The sequence below is a fragment of the Candidatus Laterigemmans baculatus genome, assembly GCF_010367455.1.
Lineage (GTDB): Bacteria > Planctomycetota > Planctomycetia > Pirellulales > Pirellulaceae > Laterigemmans > Laterigemmans baculatus.
The window spans coordinates 35,626-51,726 of sequence record NZ_WRPR01000007.1; the positions used below are offsets into that span (position 1 = coordinate 35,626).

18 protein-coding genes are annotated in these 16,101 nt (G+C 64.9%); 10 read left to right on the forward strand and 8 right to left on the reverse strand.

Annotation, left to right across the window (positions count from 1 at the left end):
- Positions 1–184 precede the first annotated feature (184 nt).
- Entirely contained in the window at positions 185–1,432 is a 1,248-nt protein-coding gene (fabF, locus tag GNK13_RS01060; protein WP_164100581.1) for a beta-ketoacyl-ACP synthase II, read from the forward strand.
- Between the two features lie 145 nt (positions 1,433–1,577).
- Here the strand turns inward: fabF and rph are convergent, their stop codons facing one another.
- The 4 genes from rph to argB all read right to left on the reverse strand — a co-directional run bounded on the left by rph (position 1,578) and on the right by argB (position 5,885).
- Positions 1,578–2,408 (reverse strand): ribonuclease PH, encoded by an 831-nt coding sequence (gene rph / locus GNK13_RS01065; RefSeq protein ID WP_164100582.1) that lies wholly within the window; start codon positions 2,406–2,408, stop codon positions 1,578–1,580.
- 65 nt (positions 2,409–2,473) lie between these two features.
- Positions 2,474–3,415, reverse strand: a complete 942-nt coding sequence (argF, locus tag GNK13_RS01070) for an ornithine carbamoyltransferase (protein ID WP_164100617.1) — start codon at positions 3,413–3,415, stop codon at positions 2,474–2,476.
- Between the two features lie 45 nt (positions 3,416–3,460).
- Complete coding sequence (locus tag GNK13_RS01075) at positions 3,461–4,690, reverse strand: aspartate aminotransferase family protein (RefSeq protein WP_164100583.1); 1,230 nt, start codon at positions 4,688–4,690, stop codon at positions 3,461–3,463.
- A 292-nt stretch (positions 4,691–4,982) separates the two neighbouring features.
- Positions 4,983–5,885: an acetylglutamate kinase gene (gene argB, locus GNK13_RS01080; protein ID WP_164100584.1), complete on the reverse strand. Its 903-nt coding sequence runs from the start codon at positions 5,883–5,885 to the stop codon at positions 4,983–4,985.
- A 99-nt stretch (positions 5,886–5,984) separates the two neighbouring features.
- On the opposite strand from argB, the gene proC reads away from it, so the two are divergent.
- The 3 genes from proC (at position 5,985) to GNK13_RS01095 (ending at position 7,841) form a co-directional block, all read left to right on the forward strand.
- Positions 5,985–6,824 (forward strand): pyrroline-5-carboxylate reductase, encoded by an 840-nt coding sequence (proC, locus tag GNK13_RS01085; RefSeq protein WP_164100585.1) that lies wholly within the window; start codon positions 5,985–5,987, stop codon positions 6,822–6,824.
- Between the two features lie 33 nt (positions 6,825–6,857).
- Positions 6,858–7,112, forward strand: coding sequence for a hypothetical protein (locus GNK13_RS01090; protein ID WP_164100586.1), 255 nt, complete (start codon positions 6,858–6,860; stop codon positions 7,110–7,112).
- 162 nt (positions 7,113–7,274) lie between these two features.
- Entirely contained in the window at positions 7,275–7,841 is a 567-nt protein-coding gene (locus GNK13_RS01095; RefSeq protein ID WP_235934703.1) for a translation elongation factor EF-P, read from the forward strand.
- A 96-nt stretch (positions 7,842–7,937) separates the two neighbouring features.
- Here the strand turns inward: GNK13_RS01095 and deoC are convergent, their stop codons facing one another.
- Both deoC and GNK13_RS01105 read right to left on the reverse strand, forming a co-directional pair.
- Positions 7,938–8,663, reverse strand: a complete 726-nt coding sequence (gene deoC / locus GNK13_RS01100; RefSeq protein WP_164100587.1) for a deoxyribose-phosphate aldolase — start codon at positions 8,661–8,663, stop codon at positions 7,938–7,940.
- A gap of 152 nt (positions 8,664–8,815) precedes the next feature.
- Positions 8,816–9,283 carry a YaiI/YqxD family protein gene (locus GNK13_RS01105; RefSeq protein ID WP_164100588.1) on the reverse strand — a complete coding sequence of 156 codons (468 nt, stop codon included), beginning with the start codon at positions 9,281–9,283 and terminating at the stop codon, positions 8,816–8,818.
- Positions 9,284–9,555: 272 nt separating this feature from the next.
- On the opposite strand from GNK13_RS01105, the gene GNK13_RS01110 reads away from it, so the two are divergent.
- The 4 genes from GNK13_RS01110 (at position 9,556) to GNK13_RS01125 (ending at position 13,288) form a co-directional block, all read left to right on the forward strand.
- Positions 9,556–11,511: a tetratricopeptide repeat protein gene (locus GNK13_RS01110; protein WP_164100589.1), complete on the forward strand. Its 1,956-nt coding sequence runs from the start codon at positions 9,556–9,558 to the stop codon at positions 11,509–11,511.
- Positions 11,508–12,038: a DUF2752 domain-containing protein gene (locus GNK13_RS21375; RefSeq protein WP_203328866.1), complete on the forward strand. Its 531-nt coding sequence runs from the start codon at positions 11,508–11,510 to the stop codon at positions 12,036–12,038. The genes GNK13_RS01110 and GNK13_RS21375 overlap by 4 nt, the downstream gene beginning before the upstream one ends.
- A 137-nt stretch (positions 12,039–12,175) precedes the next feature.
- Entirely contained in the window at positions 12,176–12,436 is a 261-nt protein-coding gene (locus tag GNK13_RS01120) for a hypothetical protein (protein ID WP_164100590.1), read from the forward strand.
- Positions 12,437–12,469: 33 nt separating this feature from the next.
- A complete protein-coding gene (locus tag GNK13_RS01125) occupies positions 12,470–13,288 on the forward strand; it encodes an alpha/beta fold hydrolase (RefSeq protein ID WP_164100591.1) in 819 nt (272 codons plus the stop codon).
- Positions 13,289–13,427: 139 nt separating this feature from the next.
- On the opposite strand, the gene GNK13_RS01130 is transcribed toward GNK13_RS01125, so the two are convergent.
- Positions 13,428–13,634, reverse strand: coding sequence for a hypothetical protein (locus GNK13_RS01130; RefSeq protein WP_164100592.1), 207 nt, complete (start codon positions 13,632–13,634; stop codon positions 13,428–13,430).
- 141 nt (positions 13,635–13,775) lie between these two features.
- Between GNK13_RS01130 and hisA the strand changes: the two genes are divergently transcribed.
- Positions 13,776–14,507 (forward strand): 1-(5-phosphoribosyl)-5-[(5-phosphoribosylamino)methylideneamino]imidazole-4-carboxamide isomerase, encoded by a 732-nt coding sequence (hisA, locus tag GNK13_RS01135; RefSeq protein WP_164100593.1) that lies wholly within the window; start codon positions 13,776–13,778, stop codon positions 14,505–14,507.
- Positions 14,508–14,509: 2 nt separating this feature from the next.
- On the opposite strand, the gene GNK13_RS01140 is transcribed toward hisA, so the two are convergent.
- Complete coding sequence (locus tag GNK13_RS01140) at positions 14,510–15,286, reverse strand: SDR family NAD(P)-dependent oxidoreductase (protein ID WP_235934704.1); 777 nt, start codon at positions 15,284–15,286, stop codon at positions 14,510–14,512.
- Positions 15,287–15,440: 154 nt separating this feature from the next.
- On the opposite strand from GNK13_RS01140, the gene ruvX reads away from it, so the two are divergent.
- Positions 15,441–15,989, forward strand: coding sequence for a Holliday junction resolvase RuvX (gene ruvX / locus GNK13_RS01145; RefSeq protein ID WP_390622477.1), 549 nt, complete (start codon positions 15,441–15,443; stop codon positions 15,987–15,989).
- Positions 15,990–16,101 lie beyond the last annotated feature (112 nt).

The window sequence follows — 16,101 nt, forward strand, 5'->3', positions numbered from 1 at the left end:
CTTCCGTGCTTTTCCGTGTCCTTCCGTGGCCCCCCTTCCCCCACCAGCCCTCGCTTCCGTGTCCTTCCGTGGCCCCCCTTCCACTCGCCGCTCGCTTCTCGCCGCTCCTCCTCTCCTCTACGATTGCCTCAGACTTTTCCGTCTCCGCTTTTCGCTCCCTCGAATCCTTCAGGCTCCACCCGCAATGCCAAGCAACCGCGACGTCGTGATCACTGGAATGGGGCTGGCCAGCCCGCTCGGTTGTGAGCTGGGAGCGTTTTGGAAGGCGATTGCCGCCGGTGAAAGTGGCGTCGCGGAGATCACTCGCTTTGACGCCGCCGGGTTGCCGGTCCGATTCGCTGGCGAGGTGAAGGACTGGGAGGGGGTCAGCGACCAGTTTTTCGACAGCAAGGAACGCAAGCGGCTCGACCGCTTTTGCCAGTTTGCCCTCTGGGCGGCCGATCGCGCGGTCGCCCACGCGGGGATCGACTTTGCCGCCGTCGACCGCACGCGGTGTGGGGTCGCGATCGGCAGCGCGATCGGGGGGATGGAAGAGTTCGAGGAGCAGCACACGCGGCTGCTCGACGGGGGGCCGCGGAAGGTTTCTCCCTACATGATCCCCAAGCTCTTGGCCAATAGCGCGAGCGGCTTGGTTTCGATCCGCTACGGGCTGCAAGGGCCGACGACTTGCGTCGCCACGGCCTGTGCCTCGGCCAACCAGTCGATCGCCGACGCGTTTCAGATGATCCGCAGTGGAATGGCTGACGTGATGATTGCCGGCGGTGCCGAAGCGGCGATCGTGCCGTCGGCGATCAGCGGGTTTGCCCGGATGCAGGCCCTCTCGACGCACCACGAGAATCCGGCCGCCGCCTCGCGTCCCTGGGATCAGGCGCGTGATGGTTTCGTGATGGCCGAAGGTTCTGCCGCGTTCATTCTCGAGACGGCCGAGCACGCCCGCACCCACGGTCGGCAGCCGATCGCCCGGTTGCTCGGCAGCGGGATCAGCAGCGACGGGTACCACATCACTTCCCCCTTGGCCGGCGGCGAAGGGGCCGCGGCGGCGATGCAGTTGGCGCTCCGCTGTGCCGGGCTTGCCCCCGAGGCGATCGACTACGTCAACGCCCACGGCACCAGCACGCCAATGGGCGATTTAGCCGAAACGCGGGCGATTCACCGCGTGTTTGGTGAGCACGCCCGGCGATTGGCGGTCAGTAGCACGAAGAGCCAGGTGGGGCATTTGCTCGGAGCCAGTGGAGCGGTCGAACTGGTCGCCTGCATCGAAGCCCTCCGGCACCAGATCGCCCCCCCCACGATCAACCTCGAGAACCCGGGCGAAGGCTGCGATCTCGACTATGTGGCTGGAACTGCACGGCCGATGGCGCTCCGCACCGTGATGTCCAACAGTTTTGGGTTCGGCGGCCACAATGCCACGCTGGTCATCGGCCGCGCCTAGCGGCGGACCATAGTCGCCTTTCGCTCCGCGAAAGTAGCGCAAGCATAGTCGCCTTTCGCTCCGCGAAAGTTGTGTCAGCACGCTACTTTCGCGGAGCGAAAGGCGACTATGACGGAGCGAGAGGCGACTCTTTTTCAGGCCGCCTCTAGCGGCCGAGGGCTTTGCGTTGGAGTGCGGTCAGCTCGGCGATCCCTTTGCGGCCGAGGGCCAACATCTCGCTCAGTTGCTGGTCGTCGAACGTCGCCTCTTCGCCGGTGCCTTGGATTTCCACAAACCGTCCGCTGCCGGTCATCACAATGTTCATGTCGACGTCGGCCGCCACGTCCAAGGCATAGTCGAGGTCGAGCCGGACGCTGCCGTCGACCACCCCCACGCTGATCGCGGCCACGCTATCGACCAGCGGACCATGCCCGATCTCGCCCCATGAGCCGTGGGCGCTAGCCCCGGGTGAGCCGTGGGCGCTAGCCCCGGGTGAGCCGTGGGCGCTAGCCCCGAGTGAGCCGTGGGCGCTAGCCCCGGGCGAGCCGCTGGCGTAAGCCTCCGGCGGGGCGAGCGTGCGAATCGCTTCGGCCAGGGCGATGAAGCCGCCGGTGATCGCTGCGGTCCGCGTCCCGCCGTCGGCTTGCAGCACGTCGCAGTCGACCGTCACCGTCCGCTCGCCGAGCGCGAACAGATTGACGACTGCCCGCAGGCTGCGGCCGATCAGCCGCTGGATCTCGGTCGTCCGGCCGTCGACTTTGCCGTCTCGGTCGCGGCGTTTGCGAGTCGGCGTGCTGCCGGGCAGCATGTTGTACTCGGCAGTCACCCAGCCCTTGCCCTTGCCCTCCATCCACGGCGGGACTTTTTCTTCCACGCTGGCCGTGCAGAGGACAACCGTCTCGCCGCTGCGATAGAGCACGTTAGCAGCCGCATTGCCCAAATAGTTTCGCTCGATCTGAACCGGACGAAGAGCGTTGGCAGCACGAGGATCAAGCATGCGAGGTTTCAGGGAGCAGGGAGCAGGGAGCAGGGAGCAGGGATGAGGGATGAGATTTAAAATTCTCAGTACTCTGGCACATTTTGTTCGACCCAGTTGCGATTCAAGAGCCACGCTAGCAGGCCTTTTTGAGCGTGCATCCGATTGGCCGCTTGGCGGATCACGGCGCTTTGCGGGCCGTCGATCACGGCGGCGGCGATCTCTTCTCCGCGGACCGCGGGCAAGCAGTGGAGCACGATGGCGTGCTTCGGTGCGAGCTTCATCAGCGGCTGGTCGACTTTAAAGTTGCAGAAGATTTTCCGCCGCGCTTCGCGCTCCGCCTCCTGCCCCATGCTGGTCCAGACATCGGTGTAGATCGCGTCGGCATCTCGCACGGCGTCGCGAGGATCGCACGCGCGTTCGATTTTGGCGTTGGGGTACTGCTGGTGGATTCGGTCCAGCCACGCCTGGTCGATCTCATAACCGCTCGGGCAGGCCAGGGTGAAGCGCATGTCGAGCATCGCGCAGGCCAGCGCCATGCTGCGGGCGACGTTGTTGCCATCGCCAACGAATACGACATGCCGACCCGTGACGTCGCCAAACGATTGGCGGATCGTCAGCACGTCGGCCAGCGATTGGCAGGGGTGGCTGAGGTCGGTCAGTCCATTGATCACGGGCAACGCGTTGAACTGCGCGAGCTCCTCGACTCGCTGGTGCGATTTGGCGCGACACACGACGGCGTCCAGGAACTGGCCGAGCACGTGGGTGAAATCGGCCGGCGATTCGCGCTTGCCCCAGCCGACGTCTTCGCCGAGGAACAGGCTGCTGCCGCCGAGATGCACCATTCCTGCTTCGAAACTGACGCGCGTCCGCAGGCTCGGCTTTTCGAACAGCAGCCCGATGCACCGCCGCTCGAGGATCGAAGGACGCTCGCCGGCAGTGTGCAAATCGCAAAGCCGTTGGCCGGTGGCCAAGATCTGTCGGGTCTCGCTCGGAGTCAGGTCGAACAGGGTCAGTAGATGACGCATGCCGTTCATCGGCGTCGCTTCCAAGATTATAAGAAAAGCAGGGGTTTAGACTTCGGCCGGTTCGCCTTCGGCCCTCTCGAGCACGCCTCGCAGAATTTCCAATCCGCGATCCGCCTCTTCGTCGCTCAAGTTCATCGCCGGCAGCAGCCGGAGCGTCGTCTGTTGGGTGCAGTTGAGCAACAGGCCCTGCCGCATGCACTCCTCCACGATCGAGCTGCCTTCGATCTCCAACTCTAATCCGAGCATCAATCCAACCGCGCGGACTTCGCGAACGAACTCGAACTGCTCAGCCATTGCCTGCAGCCCTTCGACCAGCCGTTGGCTGATCTGTTGGGCTCGCTCGAGCAAGCCTTCCGCCTCGATCGTTTCGATCATTGCGATTCCCGCCGCCGCGGCGATCGGGTTGCCGCCAAAGGTCGCCGCGTGGGTCCCCGGGCGCAAACTGGTGGCGACTTCGGGGCGAGCCAGCATCGCGCCACCAGCCACCCCCGCGCAGAGCGATTTCGCGAGCGTGATGATATCGGGAGTGACGTTGAAGTACTGGTGGCCAAACCACTGGCCGGTCCGCCCGCAGCCGGTTTGGACTTCGTCGAAGATCAGCAGCAGTTCGTTCTGGTCGGCGATCTCCCGGAGTTCGGCCAAGAAACCTTCGGGCGGAATCCGCACGCCCCCTTCGCCTTGGATCGGCTCGAGCAGGATCGCCGCGGTGCTCTCGTCGACAGCGGCCCGCACCGCTTCGATGTCGCCGAACGGGCAGTAGGTAAAGCCGGCCACGAGCGGGCCGAGCCCCTCGTGATATTTGGGCTGGGCGGTCGCCGTCAGGCTGCCGAGGGTGCGACCGTGGAATCCGCCGGTGAAGGTGATGATCTTGTACCGCTCTGGCGGAGTGGCCAGGCGAGCGAGTTTGATCGCCGCCTCGTTGGCTTCGGTGCCGCTGTTGCAAAAGAACGCTTGGCCGCCAAACGCGGTCCGCGTGCTGAGCATCTCCGCCCAGCGTCCCTGCTGCTCGGTGTACCAGGTGTTGGGGACGTGGATCAGCGTCGCGGCTTGTCGCTGGACCGCCTCGACCACGCGCGGCGGGCAGTGGCCGAGCAGATTGCAGCCCCAGCCGGGGAACAGATCGAGGTATTCCCGGCCCTCGCTGTCCCAGACCCGCGAGCCCTCGCCCCGCACGAGGCTGACCGGAAAGCGACGGTAGTTGGCGATCACGTAGTCATCGAATAACTCGATGGTGGCGTCGGTCGAAAGCGGAGCGGTGTCGGTCGAAGCGGGCATGGGCGGTCGGGAGCAGAGGGCTGTGGGATGGAGTCAGCGAAGCAGTGTGTCGATTCAGCCGCCACGCTTCTTGCGTCCGGTTGTCGTTGTGTTTTCGGGAACCGGGGGCTAGCGCCCGGCGGCTGATGGTTTCTTCATCATTACCCTCCCCCCGGGAGGGTCGGGCTCTTAGGCCCGGGGAGGGCTAGCTGAATTCATTTCGCAGAGGGCTCGACGGTGCGGATCTCCCTCCCCGCTCGTTCCTCGCGACCCTCCCGGGGGGAGGGTGTCGTTTTACCTTTTCTGAGCGGGGCTAGCGCCCGGCGGCTGATGGTTGTGAGGCCACGGAAGTGTCGCGGACGATCTCGGTGCCGACGCCTTCGGTGGTAAAGATTTCCAGCAGCAGCGAGTGCCGCAGCCGGCCATCGATGATATGCACTTTGCCGACGCCCCGGTCGAGGGTCTCGAGACAGGCTTCGACTTTGGGGATCATCCCCCCGGCGATCACTCCTTCGGCGATCAGCTCGCGGGACTGAGCGGCCGAGAGCGAGTGGATGATCGAGGTGGGATCTTCCGGATTGCGGCGAACGCCATTGACGTCGCTCAGGAAGACCAGCTTCTCGGCCCCGAGTGCCTGGGCGACCGCCATCGCCGCGGTGTCGGCGTTGACGTTCAGCTTTTGCCCCGTCGGGTCTTCGCACATCGAGGGGATGATCGGGACTTGATTGGTGTAGGAGAGGCTCTCAATCGGTTGGCGGTCGACGCGGGTGACTTCGCCGACGAAGCCCAGGTCGTCGCCGTCGGTGCGGAGCTTTTCGCCGAACAGGATGTTGTTGCCGTTGGCGAAGTTGAGATTCATCGCCCGCCCGCCGAGCGCCTCGATCTCCGCCGTCAGGGCCGCATTGAGCTCGGTCGCCAAGACGCGTTCGACGACTTTCAGCGTGGCGGCGTCGGTGACCCGCCGGCCGCGAATGAACTGCGGCTCGATCTGTTCTTCGGCCAAGGCGCGGTTAATTGCTTTGCCGCCACCATGGACAACCACCGGATGGAGCCCTACGGTTTCCAAGAAGATGACGTCCAGCAAGATGTGGCGGAGCGCCTCGGCGTCATCCAACACGCTGCCTCCGAGCTTGATCACGGTCGTCTTGCCGCGGAACCGACGGATCCATCCCATCGCTTCGATCAAGACGTTCGCTTTGGCGATCGCTTCGTCCAAGGGTTGCTCTCTCCGGTCGCTTTGGCTCGGGAAAAACCGCTCAAGCTAGGCAGCGGAGTGGAGAGCTGTCAATCCTCGTAACCCCTCTCTCACAAGCCCATGATCGAGCGAAGCGTATTGATGATCGGTGGCGGCCGCATGGGCCGCGCTCTGGCCCAAGGCATGATCCGCGGCGGGGCTCTGGCTGCCGAGCGGCTCGTGGTGGCCGACCACAATCAGCAGTCACAACGCTGGTGGGCCGAAAACGTTCCCCAAGCCACCGTCGTTCCGTCGGCCGCCGAAGCGTTTGCCGACGACAGCGGCAAAGCGGAAGAGCGGATCGTGCTCTTGGCGGTCAAGCCGAACCGGATCGAGTCGCTTATTCGGCAGATCCGCTCGAGCGACGAGACCGTGTGGCAAAAGTCGCTGGTGATTTCCGTGGCCGCCGGCGTGGGGCTGGAGCAGTTGGCCGAGCTGCTCGCCAGCGAGCGGGTGGTCCGCGTGATGCCCAATACCCCCTCGCTGGTCGGCGCTGGAGCGAGCGCCTACTGCAGCGGCGCGGCGGTCAGCGAGGCGGATGATCGCGATCTGCGGACGATCCTCGAGTCGGTCGGCGAAGTCGTCGCGGTTCCTGAATACCAAATGGATGCCGTCACGGGCGTCAGCGGCTCGGGCCCGGCGTATGTCTTTTTGTTCATCGAAGCCCTCGCCGACGGCGGGGTCCTGGCCGGTTTGCCGCGGGCGACCGCGATGCAGTTGGCCACCCAGACCGTGCTCGGGGCAGCCCAAATGGTCGCCGAAACAGGCGAGCACCCCGGCCAGCTCAAAGACGCAGTCGCCAGCCCGGGGGGAACGACCATTGCCGCTCTCCGGACTCTCGAACACAATGCATTTCGAGCCGCCGTGATCGATGCCGTCAAAGCTTCGGCTGATCGAAGCCGTGAACTCAGTGGCGGTTGAGCGACAATCCCATACAGTCCCCTCGGGAGTCCGATGGATTCACCATTCGTTCTGGTCGACGACAAGCACGTTCCGCTGTACCGCATCATGTGGGTCGCGGCGACGCCCCATTTCTGCGGCGAAGAAGACTGCGCCCGTGAGGGGCAGTACGAGGTTCGTCTGGAGATGGACGAGTCGCTGTGGGCCAACGGTGACGAGCGAGATCAGGTGCTGCAGGCGCTGACCGTGTGGTGCGGCGAAGGGCCCGAGCCCGATAGCGACGCCGAAGAAGACGGCCCCCCCTGGTAGCGCACCGCTGGTCGGCGTTGTTTCGAAATCAGCCGCCACGCGCTAGCGTCCGGTTATCGCGGCATGTTGGGAAACCGGGGGCTAGCGCCCGGCGGCTGATGGATAGTCCGGGCGACTGCCCAACCCCCCTCCCCCTCTGCTCGCGTTTGGAGAGCTGCGAAAGTGCTGCAAGCTAAGGAAATTAAGCCCGGTGTGGTCGTGGTCAGCGACGGCGCGCCGATTCTGATCGAAGGAATGACGGTCCAGACGCCCTCGGCTCGCGGAGCGGCGACGCTCTACAAGTTTCGCGGACGCAACGTGCTGACCCGGCAGAAGACCGACATCACCCTCAAAGGGGGCGATGTGCTGCCGATGGCCGATTTCTCCAAGCGGCCGGTCACGATGATGTTCACCGACACCTCGCACCTCCACCTGATGGATGCCGAAACCTTCAACCAGTACGAATTGCCGCTCGAGGATGCTGAGGAGCAGCTGCCGTACATCACCGAAGGAATCGAAGGGATGCGGGCCCTGATCTACAACGACAACTGCGTGGGGCTCGAAGTGCCCGCCTCGGTCGAGCTGGAAATCATCCAGTGCGACCCGAGCATCAAAGGCAACTCGGCTACTGCCCGCACCAAACCGGCGACGCTCGAGACCAAGCTGGTCGTGCAAGTCCCGGAATACATCAAGGAAGGGGAACGGATCAAAGTCGACACCCGCACCGGCGAGTTTCTCTCGCGAGCGTGATCGGAGCGGTGTCTATTCATCAGCCGCCACGCGCTAGCGTCCGGTTCTCACGGCATTTTCGAGAACCGGGGGCTAGCGCCCGGCGGCTGATTATGCTCAGTATCCCCCCACCGCTTCGCCCGCGCCGCTGCGGATCGGGGGCAGGCCGAGCCGTTGCCGGGCCTCGTCGAGGATCGCTGCAGTGGCGCTCGCTCCGCAGCGGCTCGCCCCGATCTCGCGGGCGGCGAGCAAGGCGTCGAGGTCGCGAATTCCGCCCGCGGCTTTGACTTGCACGTGCGACGCAGCCGCTTGCCGCATGAGTCGCAGATCGTCGAGCGTCGCTCCCCCGCTGCCGTAGCCCGTGGAGGTCTTCACCCAGTCGGCTCGCAGCTCGCTGCAGATTTCGCACAGCCGCCGCTTGTCGGAGTCCTGCAAGTAGCAGTTCTCGAAGATGACTTTGACTTTCCGGTCAGCCGCGTGGGCGGCGTCGCAGATCGCGCGGATCTCGTCGCGGACGTAAGCGAAGTCGCCGCTGAGGACTTTGGAAATGTTGACGACCAGATCCAATTCCTGGCCGCCGTCGGCGATTGCCCGCTCGGCCTCGGCCAGCTTGATTGCGGTGGTCTGTCCGCCGTGCGGAAAGCCGATCACGGTGCTCGGCAAGACTCCGCTGCCAGCGAGCCGCTCGCTGCACCGCTTCAGGTAGTAGGGAAGGATGCAGACGCTGGCCACGTCGTAGGCGATCGCCAGCTCGATCCCCGCTTCGAGCTGGTCGACGGTCGTCGTCGGAGCGAGCAACGCGTGGTCGATCATTTTGGCGATGTCGGAATATTGATAATCCATTCGATGCACTCTGAGTTCGTTTTGGCGGGCCTCTGCCTGCCAGTATCACAGCAGAACGTTCGCGAGAAATTCGTTTAACGGCAAGCCGCAGGCGACTGCTTTTCAAAACACCGACGCCTTCGGCTTGCCGTTAAACGATGGCCCAAGCGGCTTCACGAGCGGCTGGCGTTTTTGAGGGCGCGGGTGAGCGCGCGGTCGAGGGCTCCGGCGAAAGCCTTTTTATCCTTCGCGTCGTACGGGGCGGCTCCGCCGGTCTGAATCCCTGCCCCGCGAACCGCGTCCATGAAGTCGCGGGCGGCGAGCCGGCCGCGGATGTTCGCCGGCGTGTACTCCTCGCCCCGCGGATCGATCACCACGACGCCTTTCTCCACCAGCTTGGAAGCGAGCGGAATATCGGCGGTGACCGCGATGTCTCCCCGCTCGCTCTGCTCGGCGATATAGCGATCGGCGACATCGGCACCGGCGGCGACCTGAATCGTCGACACCGTGTCGGCGTTGGCCGGGATGCTCAAGGGGCCGTTGGCCACCAGGATCGTCTCCAGCTTCAGCCGACGGGCTGCGCGGTAGATGACCTCCTTAGCGTCGCGGGGTGCGGCGTCGGCATCGACCCACAATTTCATCGAGGCAGCTCGCATGCTGAATCTAGTGCCACGCGAACGGGGGCGTGGGAGGAGTTGGAAAGCGATTTCGCCGGCGGCAACTCCCATGCCTGCCGTCGCTTCGGTTCCGGCGGCATCCGAGTTGCCCGACCGGCGGCCGAGGGCCTATGCTGAAACAGGGCGCGAGCGGCATGGGGCGCGGTTCCTGCCGGTCGGAGTGTGGGCTCGGGAGCGCAGGGGTGCAAGACCGCGTCTTCTAGAATGCGGCAGATCGAGATGGAGTGGGGGGCTGGATGGGAACGACGACCTACTTTCGCACCGCATGCTTCGCTCTCTCGCTGGCCGTTTTGCCGGTAGGGGTCGCGACCGAACGGGCTCAGGCGGCGGACCCGCCGGCGCGCGGTGAAGCCGGGTTAGCGGCTGAGATCCGCCAGTTGATCGAACAGCTCGGGCATCCCAGCTACGCTCGTCGGGTTCGCGCCCGCGGGGAACTCGAACGCTTGGGACTGATCGCGCTCGATGCGATTCGCGAGGCGGAGGACTCGGCCGACAGCGAAATCGCCTTGGCCGCTCGCTATCTGATGAGCAGCCTGGAAGTCCGCTGGTCGAAGGAATCCGACCCGCTCGCGGTGCGGCAGATCCTCGACGAGTACGGAGCCCAGCCCGACGCGGAGCGGAAGAGCCGGATGGATCAGCTGGCCGGGCTGCCCGACCGCCAGGGGCTGCGGGCGCTGGCCCGGCTGGCTCGCTTCGAGCGGAATCTGCGGCTCTCTCGGCTCGCCGCGCTCCTGGCGATGCGTCCCGGGACTCGGCTGTCTCCACCGGGAGAAGTCGAAGCGGCCGTGGTTCGCGACGTGATCGGTGACAGCCAACGTGCGGCGTCCCAGTGGCTCGCCCAGTACGCCGCCGACGCTGCTGCCGGCGACTACGACGCGCGGGCTTGGCGAGCGCTGATCGACGCGGAGCGGGCGTTGGCGGTCGGCGAGAGCGACCAGCAGCGTCGCACGACGCACACCGACGCGGAAATCTTGCTCGAACTCTATCGGTTGTCGGCCGAACGAGCCTTGGGCAACGAGGAGCGGGAGGAGGCGTTGAGGCTCGCGATCGACAGCCTCGATTCGGTGCTGCCGCGACGCGAAGAGCTGATGGACGCAGTCGATTGGGCCCTCGACACCCAGCTCTACGAAGTCGTGCTCGAGCTGCAGCAGCGGGAGACCGAGCGGTTCGAGAGCGAACCCGAATTGATGTATGCCGCCGCCGAAGCCTACGAGTCGATGGGGCAGGAGCAAAGGGTCGAGACCTATCGGCAACGGGCTCTGGAGATCGACGCCCTGCCCTTGGCCGACGCGGCGGCCGACTCGCAACTGCCAGCCGATGAGATCGAACAGCGGGCCCGCCGCCATCGGGAGATCGGTCGCGTGCTAGAGACCCGCGGTCGCTTCGACTGGGCCGAAGGCGAATACCGGCACGTCATCGAACGGATGCCGGTCGATGCAATCGCTTCGGCAGTCGTTCGCGCTCAACTGGCGACGATGCTCGGGCACCTCGAGCGGCATGCGGACGTGGTCGAGGTGTTGGAACCGCTGGTCGAGCGGCTGCAGCGGGACCAGACGTTTCGCGCCCGGTTCCAGCAACAGGGTTTGCTCGACCCGGAATACGTCAGCAGCCGACTCTTCTACCACCGCGGACTGGCCGCCGAAGGGGATGCCGCCCGCGAAGCGCTCCGGCTCGCCCTGCAACAAAGTCCCGAGGATGCCGATGTGCTGATCGCGATGCATCGCCAGCCGGGTGACGCAGCGTGGAAGGCGGAGGTCCAGCAAGCCATCGACAAAGTCACGAGGCGGTTCGAGCTGATCATCGAGCAACTCGAGCGGGTCGTTCGCGAGAGCCGCGGGGGAAGCCAGGAACGATTCGCCCTGGCGATCGCCTGCAACCAATACGCGTGGCTGGTCAGCAATACCGACGGAGACGCGAAGAAAGCGCTCGAGTGCAGTCTGCGGTCGGTCGAGTTGATGCCCGGCGAAGCCGCTTTCCTCGATACGCTCGCTCGCTGCTACTATGCCAACGGACAGATCGATCAAGCAATCGCCAGCCAGGAGCGGGCTCTGCGGCTCGAGCCGCACACGGTGCCGCTGCAGCGACAGATGGAGTGGCTGCGGAGTGAACGCGAGCGAATGCAAACGACCGGCGACGATGCCGCACCACCGGCGGATCTCCCCGAAGCCGATACCCCGCCGGTCGAGCAATGACTTCTGATGTCGGAGTCGAAGCGGCCCTCGTCGAAGCGGCCCTCGTCGAAGAGCCGGCCGCCGAGCCCGTCGCGGCGAGGGCTTGTGCCGACCATCCGCTCGCGCCGACCGCGCATCGGCTGCTCGCCTACGGCTGGCTCGTGTGGCTCGTCGGCAGCGGAGGCATTTTGCTGTTGGCGGCGGTTCTCGAGTTTCGCCCGCCGCGAACGATCGTGGTTCCGCTCCTCGAATTCTCGCTGCCAGAGACTTGCACAGCCCAGCAGATGTTGGGGATCAACTGTCCGGGGTGCGGAATGACTCGAAGTTTCGTGTTGGCGGCGGACGGGGAATTGGCTCGCGCGTGGGCGATGCACCCCATCGGGACGCTGCTGTTCTTACTGCTGGTGCTGCAGATTCCCTGGCGGCTGTGGCAAGGCTGGCAGACGGTGCGCGGCCAGCCGGTCTGGCGAACAGGACAACTCGAGTGGCGAATCGGAGTCGCCCTCGTCGCCGCCTCGTTCCTGTGGTGGGCACTTTCCTTCGTTTAACGGCAAGCCGAAGGCGACTGTGTTTCGAAAAGCAGTCGCCTTCGGCTTGCCGTTAAACGATCACAGCGGTTCATGCTGCGTCCGGTGACAACGGCGGATTAAAAAAAACTGTGGTGGTGCTTCTTTCGCCGTCGACAATGCGGATGAACCCCCGATTCATCCACGCTTTTGGGAATCCCCCACCGATGGAACCGCTGAGCAATGTCCGCCAGAATGTGAGCGGATTACTGAAGGTTGTCGAGCAGCGCGAGAAGACGGCGAACGAGGTCGCGTTTGCCGTGCTGAACAAGCAGCAAGAAGCCACCAAGCAGGCTGGCGCCGCGGTCAATGAAATGCTCAGCCAAGCGGTCGAAATGAGTCGTCAGCTGGCCGCCGGGCAGCTCGACGTCCGTGCATAGCCGGTGCTGGATCTCGAGGGAGAGTCAACCCTGATGTCGATGACCGAACCCCGCACGATCGCTGTCGATTCTCTCGAGGTGAGCTTCCAAATCGCCGGTCGCGCCGACGCACCTCGGCTCGTGTTGTTGCACGGTTTTCCGCTGGACCGGCGGATGTGGACTCCCGCGCTGGACCGGCTAGGGGAGCAGTTCCACGTCTACGCGTTCGATCTGCCGGGGTTCGGTGGCAGCGCGCGGATCGCGGACTCAGAGACGATGCCGATGCTGGCCGACTGGCTCGCGCGGGTGCTGCCGGCGGCCGAGATCGACTCGCCGATCATCCTCTGCGGGTTGTCGATGGGAGGCTACATCGCGCTCGAATTCGCCGCCCGCCATCGGGAATGGCTCTCGCACCTGGTGCTGTGCGACACCAAGACAGCGGCTGATACCGAGGAAGCGCGAGCCGGTCGGCTGGCGCTCGCCGATTCGGTGGGCGAAACGGGCATGGAACCGGTGGCCGCGACGATGCTGGAGAAACTGGTCGCTCCGGAAACGCTCGCCGACAACCGGCCGCTGGTCGCGTCGGTGCAAAAGATGATGCTAGACAGCGATCCGGCTTCGGTCGCTGCGGTCTCCCGAGGAATGGCGGCCCGCCGCGATACGAGCGACGTGGTCGCAGGACTCACGATCCCGCTACTGAGCATTGTCGGAGAGAGCGACAGCCTGACTTCGCCCGGAATGATGGACGAGTTCACGCGGCGGGCCCGCAACGGACGCTTGGTCGTCATCCCCGCAGCGGGACATCTCTCCCCAATGGAGCAGCCGAAGGCATTCGCCGCTGCGGTAATCGAATTCGTGAGCCGAAGGCGCTAGCCTCGGGTGCATTCCGGTTCGCGGCGCGGGGAATCTTTGCCTTGCAGCGGCATTTTACCTCAAGGCTCGAGCCGGTCGGCAGCGCGACGGAACCCGCGGCTAGCGCCGTCGGCTCACCCGCTCACGCAGCCCCTGCCCCTCATTCACCGTCCGGGTTCTGCACGTCGAGATTCACTGGGGCGTCTGGATCGAGTTCGTCGACCTCGACGTTTTCGCCCTCGAACGTTTCGGGCCGGATCACGTCGTCGCGGACTTGCTGATCCCCGGCGTCGCAGCCGACGAGTGCGGGAAGGGCAAAACATCCGCAGAAGGCTGCGGCTAGAAGACGACTGGTTCGCCGTTGCATGGCTGGGTATCCACAGGGAAGGAGGGAGCACTTAGACAGAGGGCAATCTGGCAATTCGCGTACCACCCTCCCCTCCCCCGATCGCTCGAGGCTCGTAGACTTGCATGCTTCCGTTTACGAACCACTCCGGAGCGACGCGTTATGGAACTGTGGCCCGCCATCGACTTGCGACACGGTCGCTGTGTGCGGTTGAAGCAGGGAGACTATGACCGCGAGACGGTTTTTGGGGAGGATCCCGCGGCGATGGCCCGGCACTGGGTCGAAGCCGGCGCGCGTCGTCTGCACTTGGTTGACCTCGATGCGGCTCGCGGGGAGCCGAGCGACGAGAATCGGGCAGCGATCCTTGCGATCGTCGAAGCCGCCGGAGTTCCCTGCCAGCTCGGCGGCGGCGTTCGCGACGACGGCTCGATCCGCTCGCTGCTGAATCTCGGGCTCGAACGGTTGATTGTCGGTAGCGCTGCACTCAAACGCCCCGACTGGTTTGCCAACGCCTGCGATGCTAATCCGGGAAAGCTGGCCGCCGGAATCGACGCTCGCAATGGCATGGTCGCGACCGATGGTTGGCTCGAGACCAGTTCCACGCCAGCGACCGAACTGGCTCGCGACTTGCGGCGGCGGACCAGCGAGATCTCGGCGATCATCTACACCGACATCGCCCGCGACGGAATGATGAGCGGCCCGAACGTCGAAGCGCTGCGAGAGATGGAAGCGGCGACCGATATTCCCGTGATCGCCAGCGGCGGCGTGACCACGATCGACGACGTGCGGATGCTCGCCGAGTCGGGCACCTACGCCGCAATCATCGGCCGCGCCCTCTATGAAGGGACGATCGATCTCAAGGAAGCCACCCAAATCGCCGAACCCGCAGCGTAGTACTAGCGGGCGGTCCAGCCACCGTCGACGACCAGCATGCTTCCGGTCACATAGCTCGACGCATCACTCGCCAAAAAGATCGCCGCTCCTTGGATCTCCTCCATCCGACCCCAGCGGTTCAGGGCGGTGGCGCCGAGGATGAACTGTTTGGCCTCTTCCGAATCGGCGATCGGTTCGTTCATCGGAGTCAGGAAGGGGCCGGGGCAGATCGCGTTGACGTTGATTCCGGCTGGAGCCAGTTCCAGGGCGAGCGCCCGCGTCATCTGGACGACCGCTCCTTTGCTCGACGCATAGGGGGTGCGGTTGGCCAACCCGACCAAGCCGAGGGTGCTGGCCATGTTGATGATTCGCCCCCTGCCGGCTTGCTTCAGATGGGGCACCGCCGCGCGGGTCATCAGCCACATCCCGTCGACGTTGATCGACTGGACGCGGCGAAACTCTTCAAAGCTCAGCTCCTCGATCGCTCCCCGAAGATTGATCCCGGCATTGTTGACCAGGATGTCGAGCGTTCCCATCCGTTCGATCGATTGCTCGACCACCCGCTCCACGTCCTCCGCCGCGGTGATGTCTCCTGCGAGCCCGATCGACTCCGTGCCATAATCGGCAGCCAATTGACGTGCGGTCTCGCGGACCTCCGCTTCGTTGCGGCTGACCAGCACCGTCCGGGCGCCGGCCGAAGCGAGCCCCGCGGCCATCGCCGCCCCGAGCCCTTTCGAGCCGCCAGTGACCACTGCCACTCGCCCACTCAAATCGAACTGTTGGATCCCCGGGAGCGTCATGATGGATATCGGTTCCTCGTGTCGAGTCCCAACGAAAGCCGAGCGTCACTGAAAGCGCGAGGCGGATGGAACGAGCTTCAAAACATACCCGACCACCGCTTCGCCGGTTACCATGGCCGCCGTTTTGATGGTTTCCTTCTGAGAGCGGAGTCCCTTGAGCACATCTCCCGAGAATATGCCTCCCACCAGCACGCCGCACCCGAGCACGCTGGCCGCTTTTCCCGAGAGCGGACGTTTGGCCGCGGTTGATTACGGCACGGTGCGGATCGGGATCGCGATCTGCGATCCCGGGCGGATTTTGGTCAGCCCGCATGCGGTGCATACCCGTGGTCGTGCCGAAGCCGAGGCTGAGTTTTTTCGCCGCTTGGCGGTCGAGGAGCGGGTGGCCGGGTTTGTCGTGGGGCTGCCGATTCACTGCGATGGAGGGGAGAGCCCAAAATCGATCGAGGCTCGCGCGTTCGCCCGTTGGCTGCACGAACTGACCGGTCTTCCGACTCGACTGTTCGACGAACGGTTTACGACCGCCCAGGCCCAGCGGCGGCTTCGCCCCTCCAAGCTGACGCACAAGCACCGCAAGCAGAGGATTGACGCCGTCGCCGCCCAGGTGCTACTGGAAGCTTTCCTCGAGGTTGCCGAGTACACCGGAGAACTCCCCGGTCAAGCCATCGATGCCCCCAGCGAGGGAGACGAATCACTCGACTAACTACGGTCAATCCATCAGCCGCCGGGCTCCTTGCGTGCGACACCCTCCCCCCGGGAGGGTCGCGAGGGACGAGCGGGGAGGGAGATTCGCGATGTGGGGCACATAAGAGGAA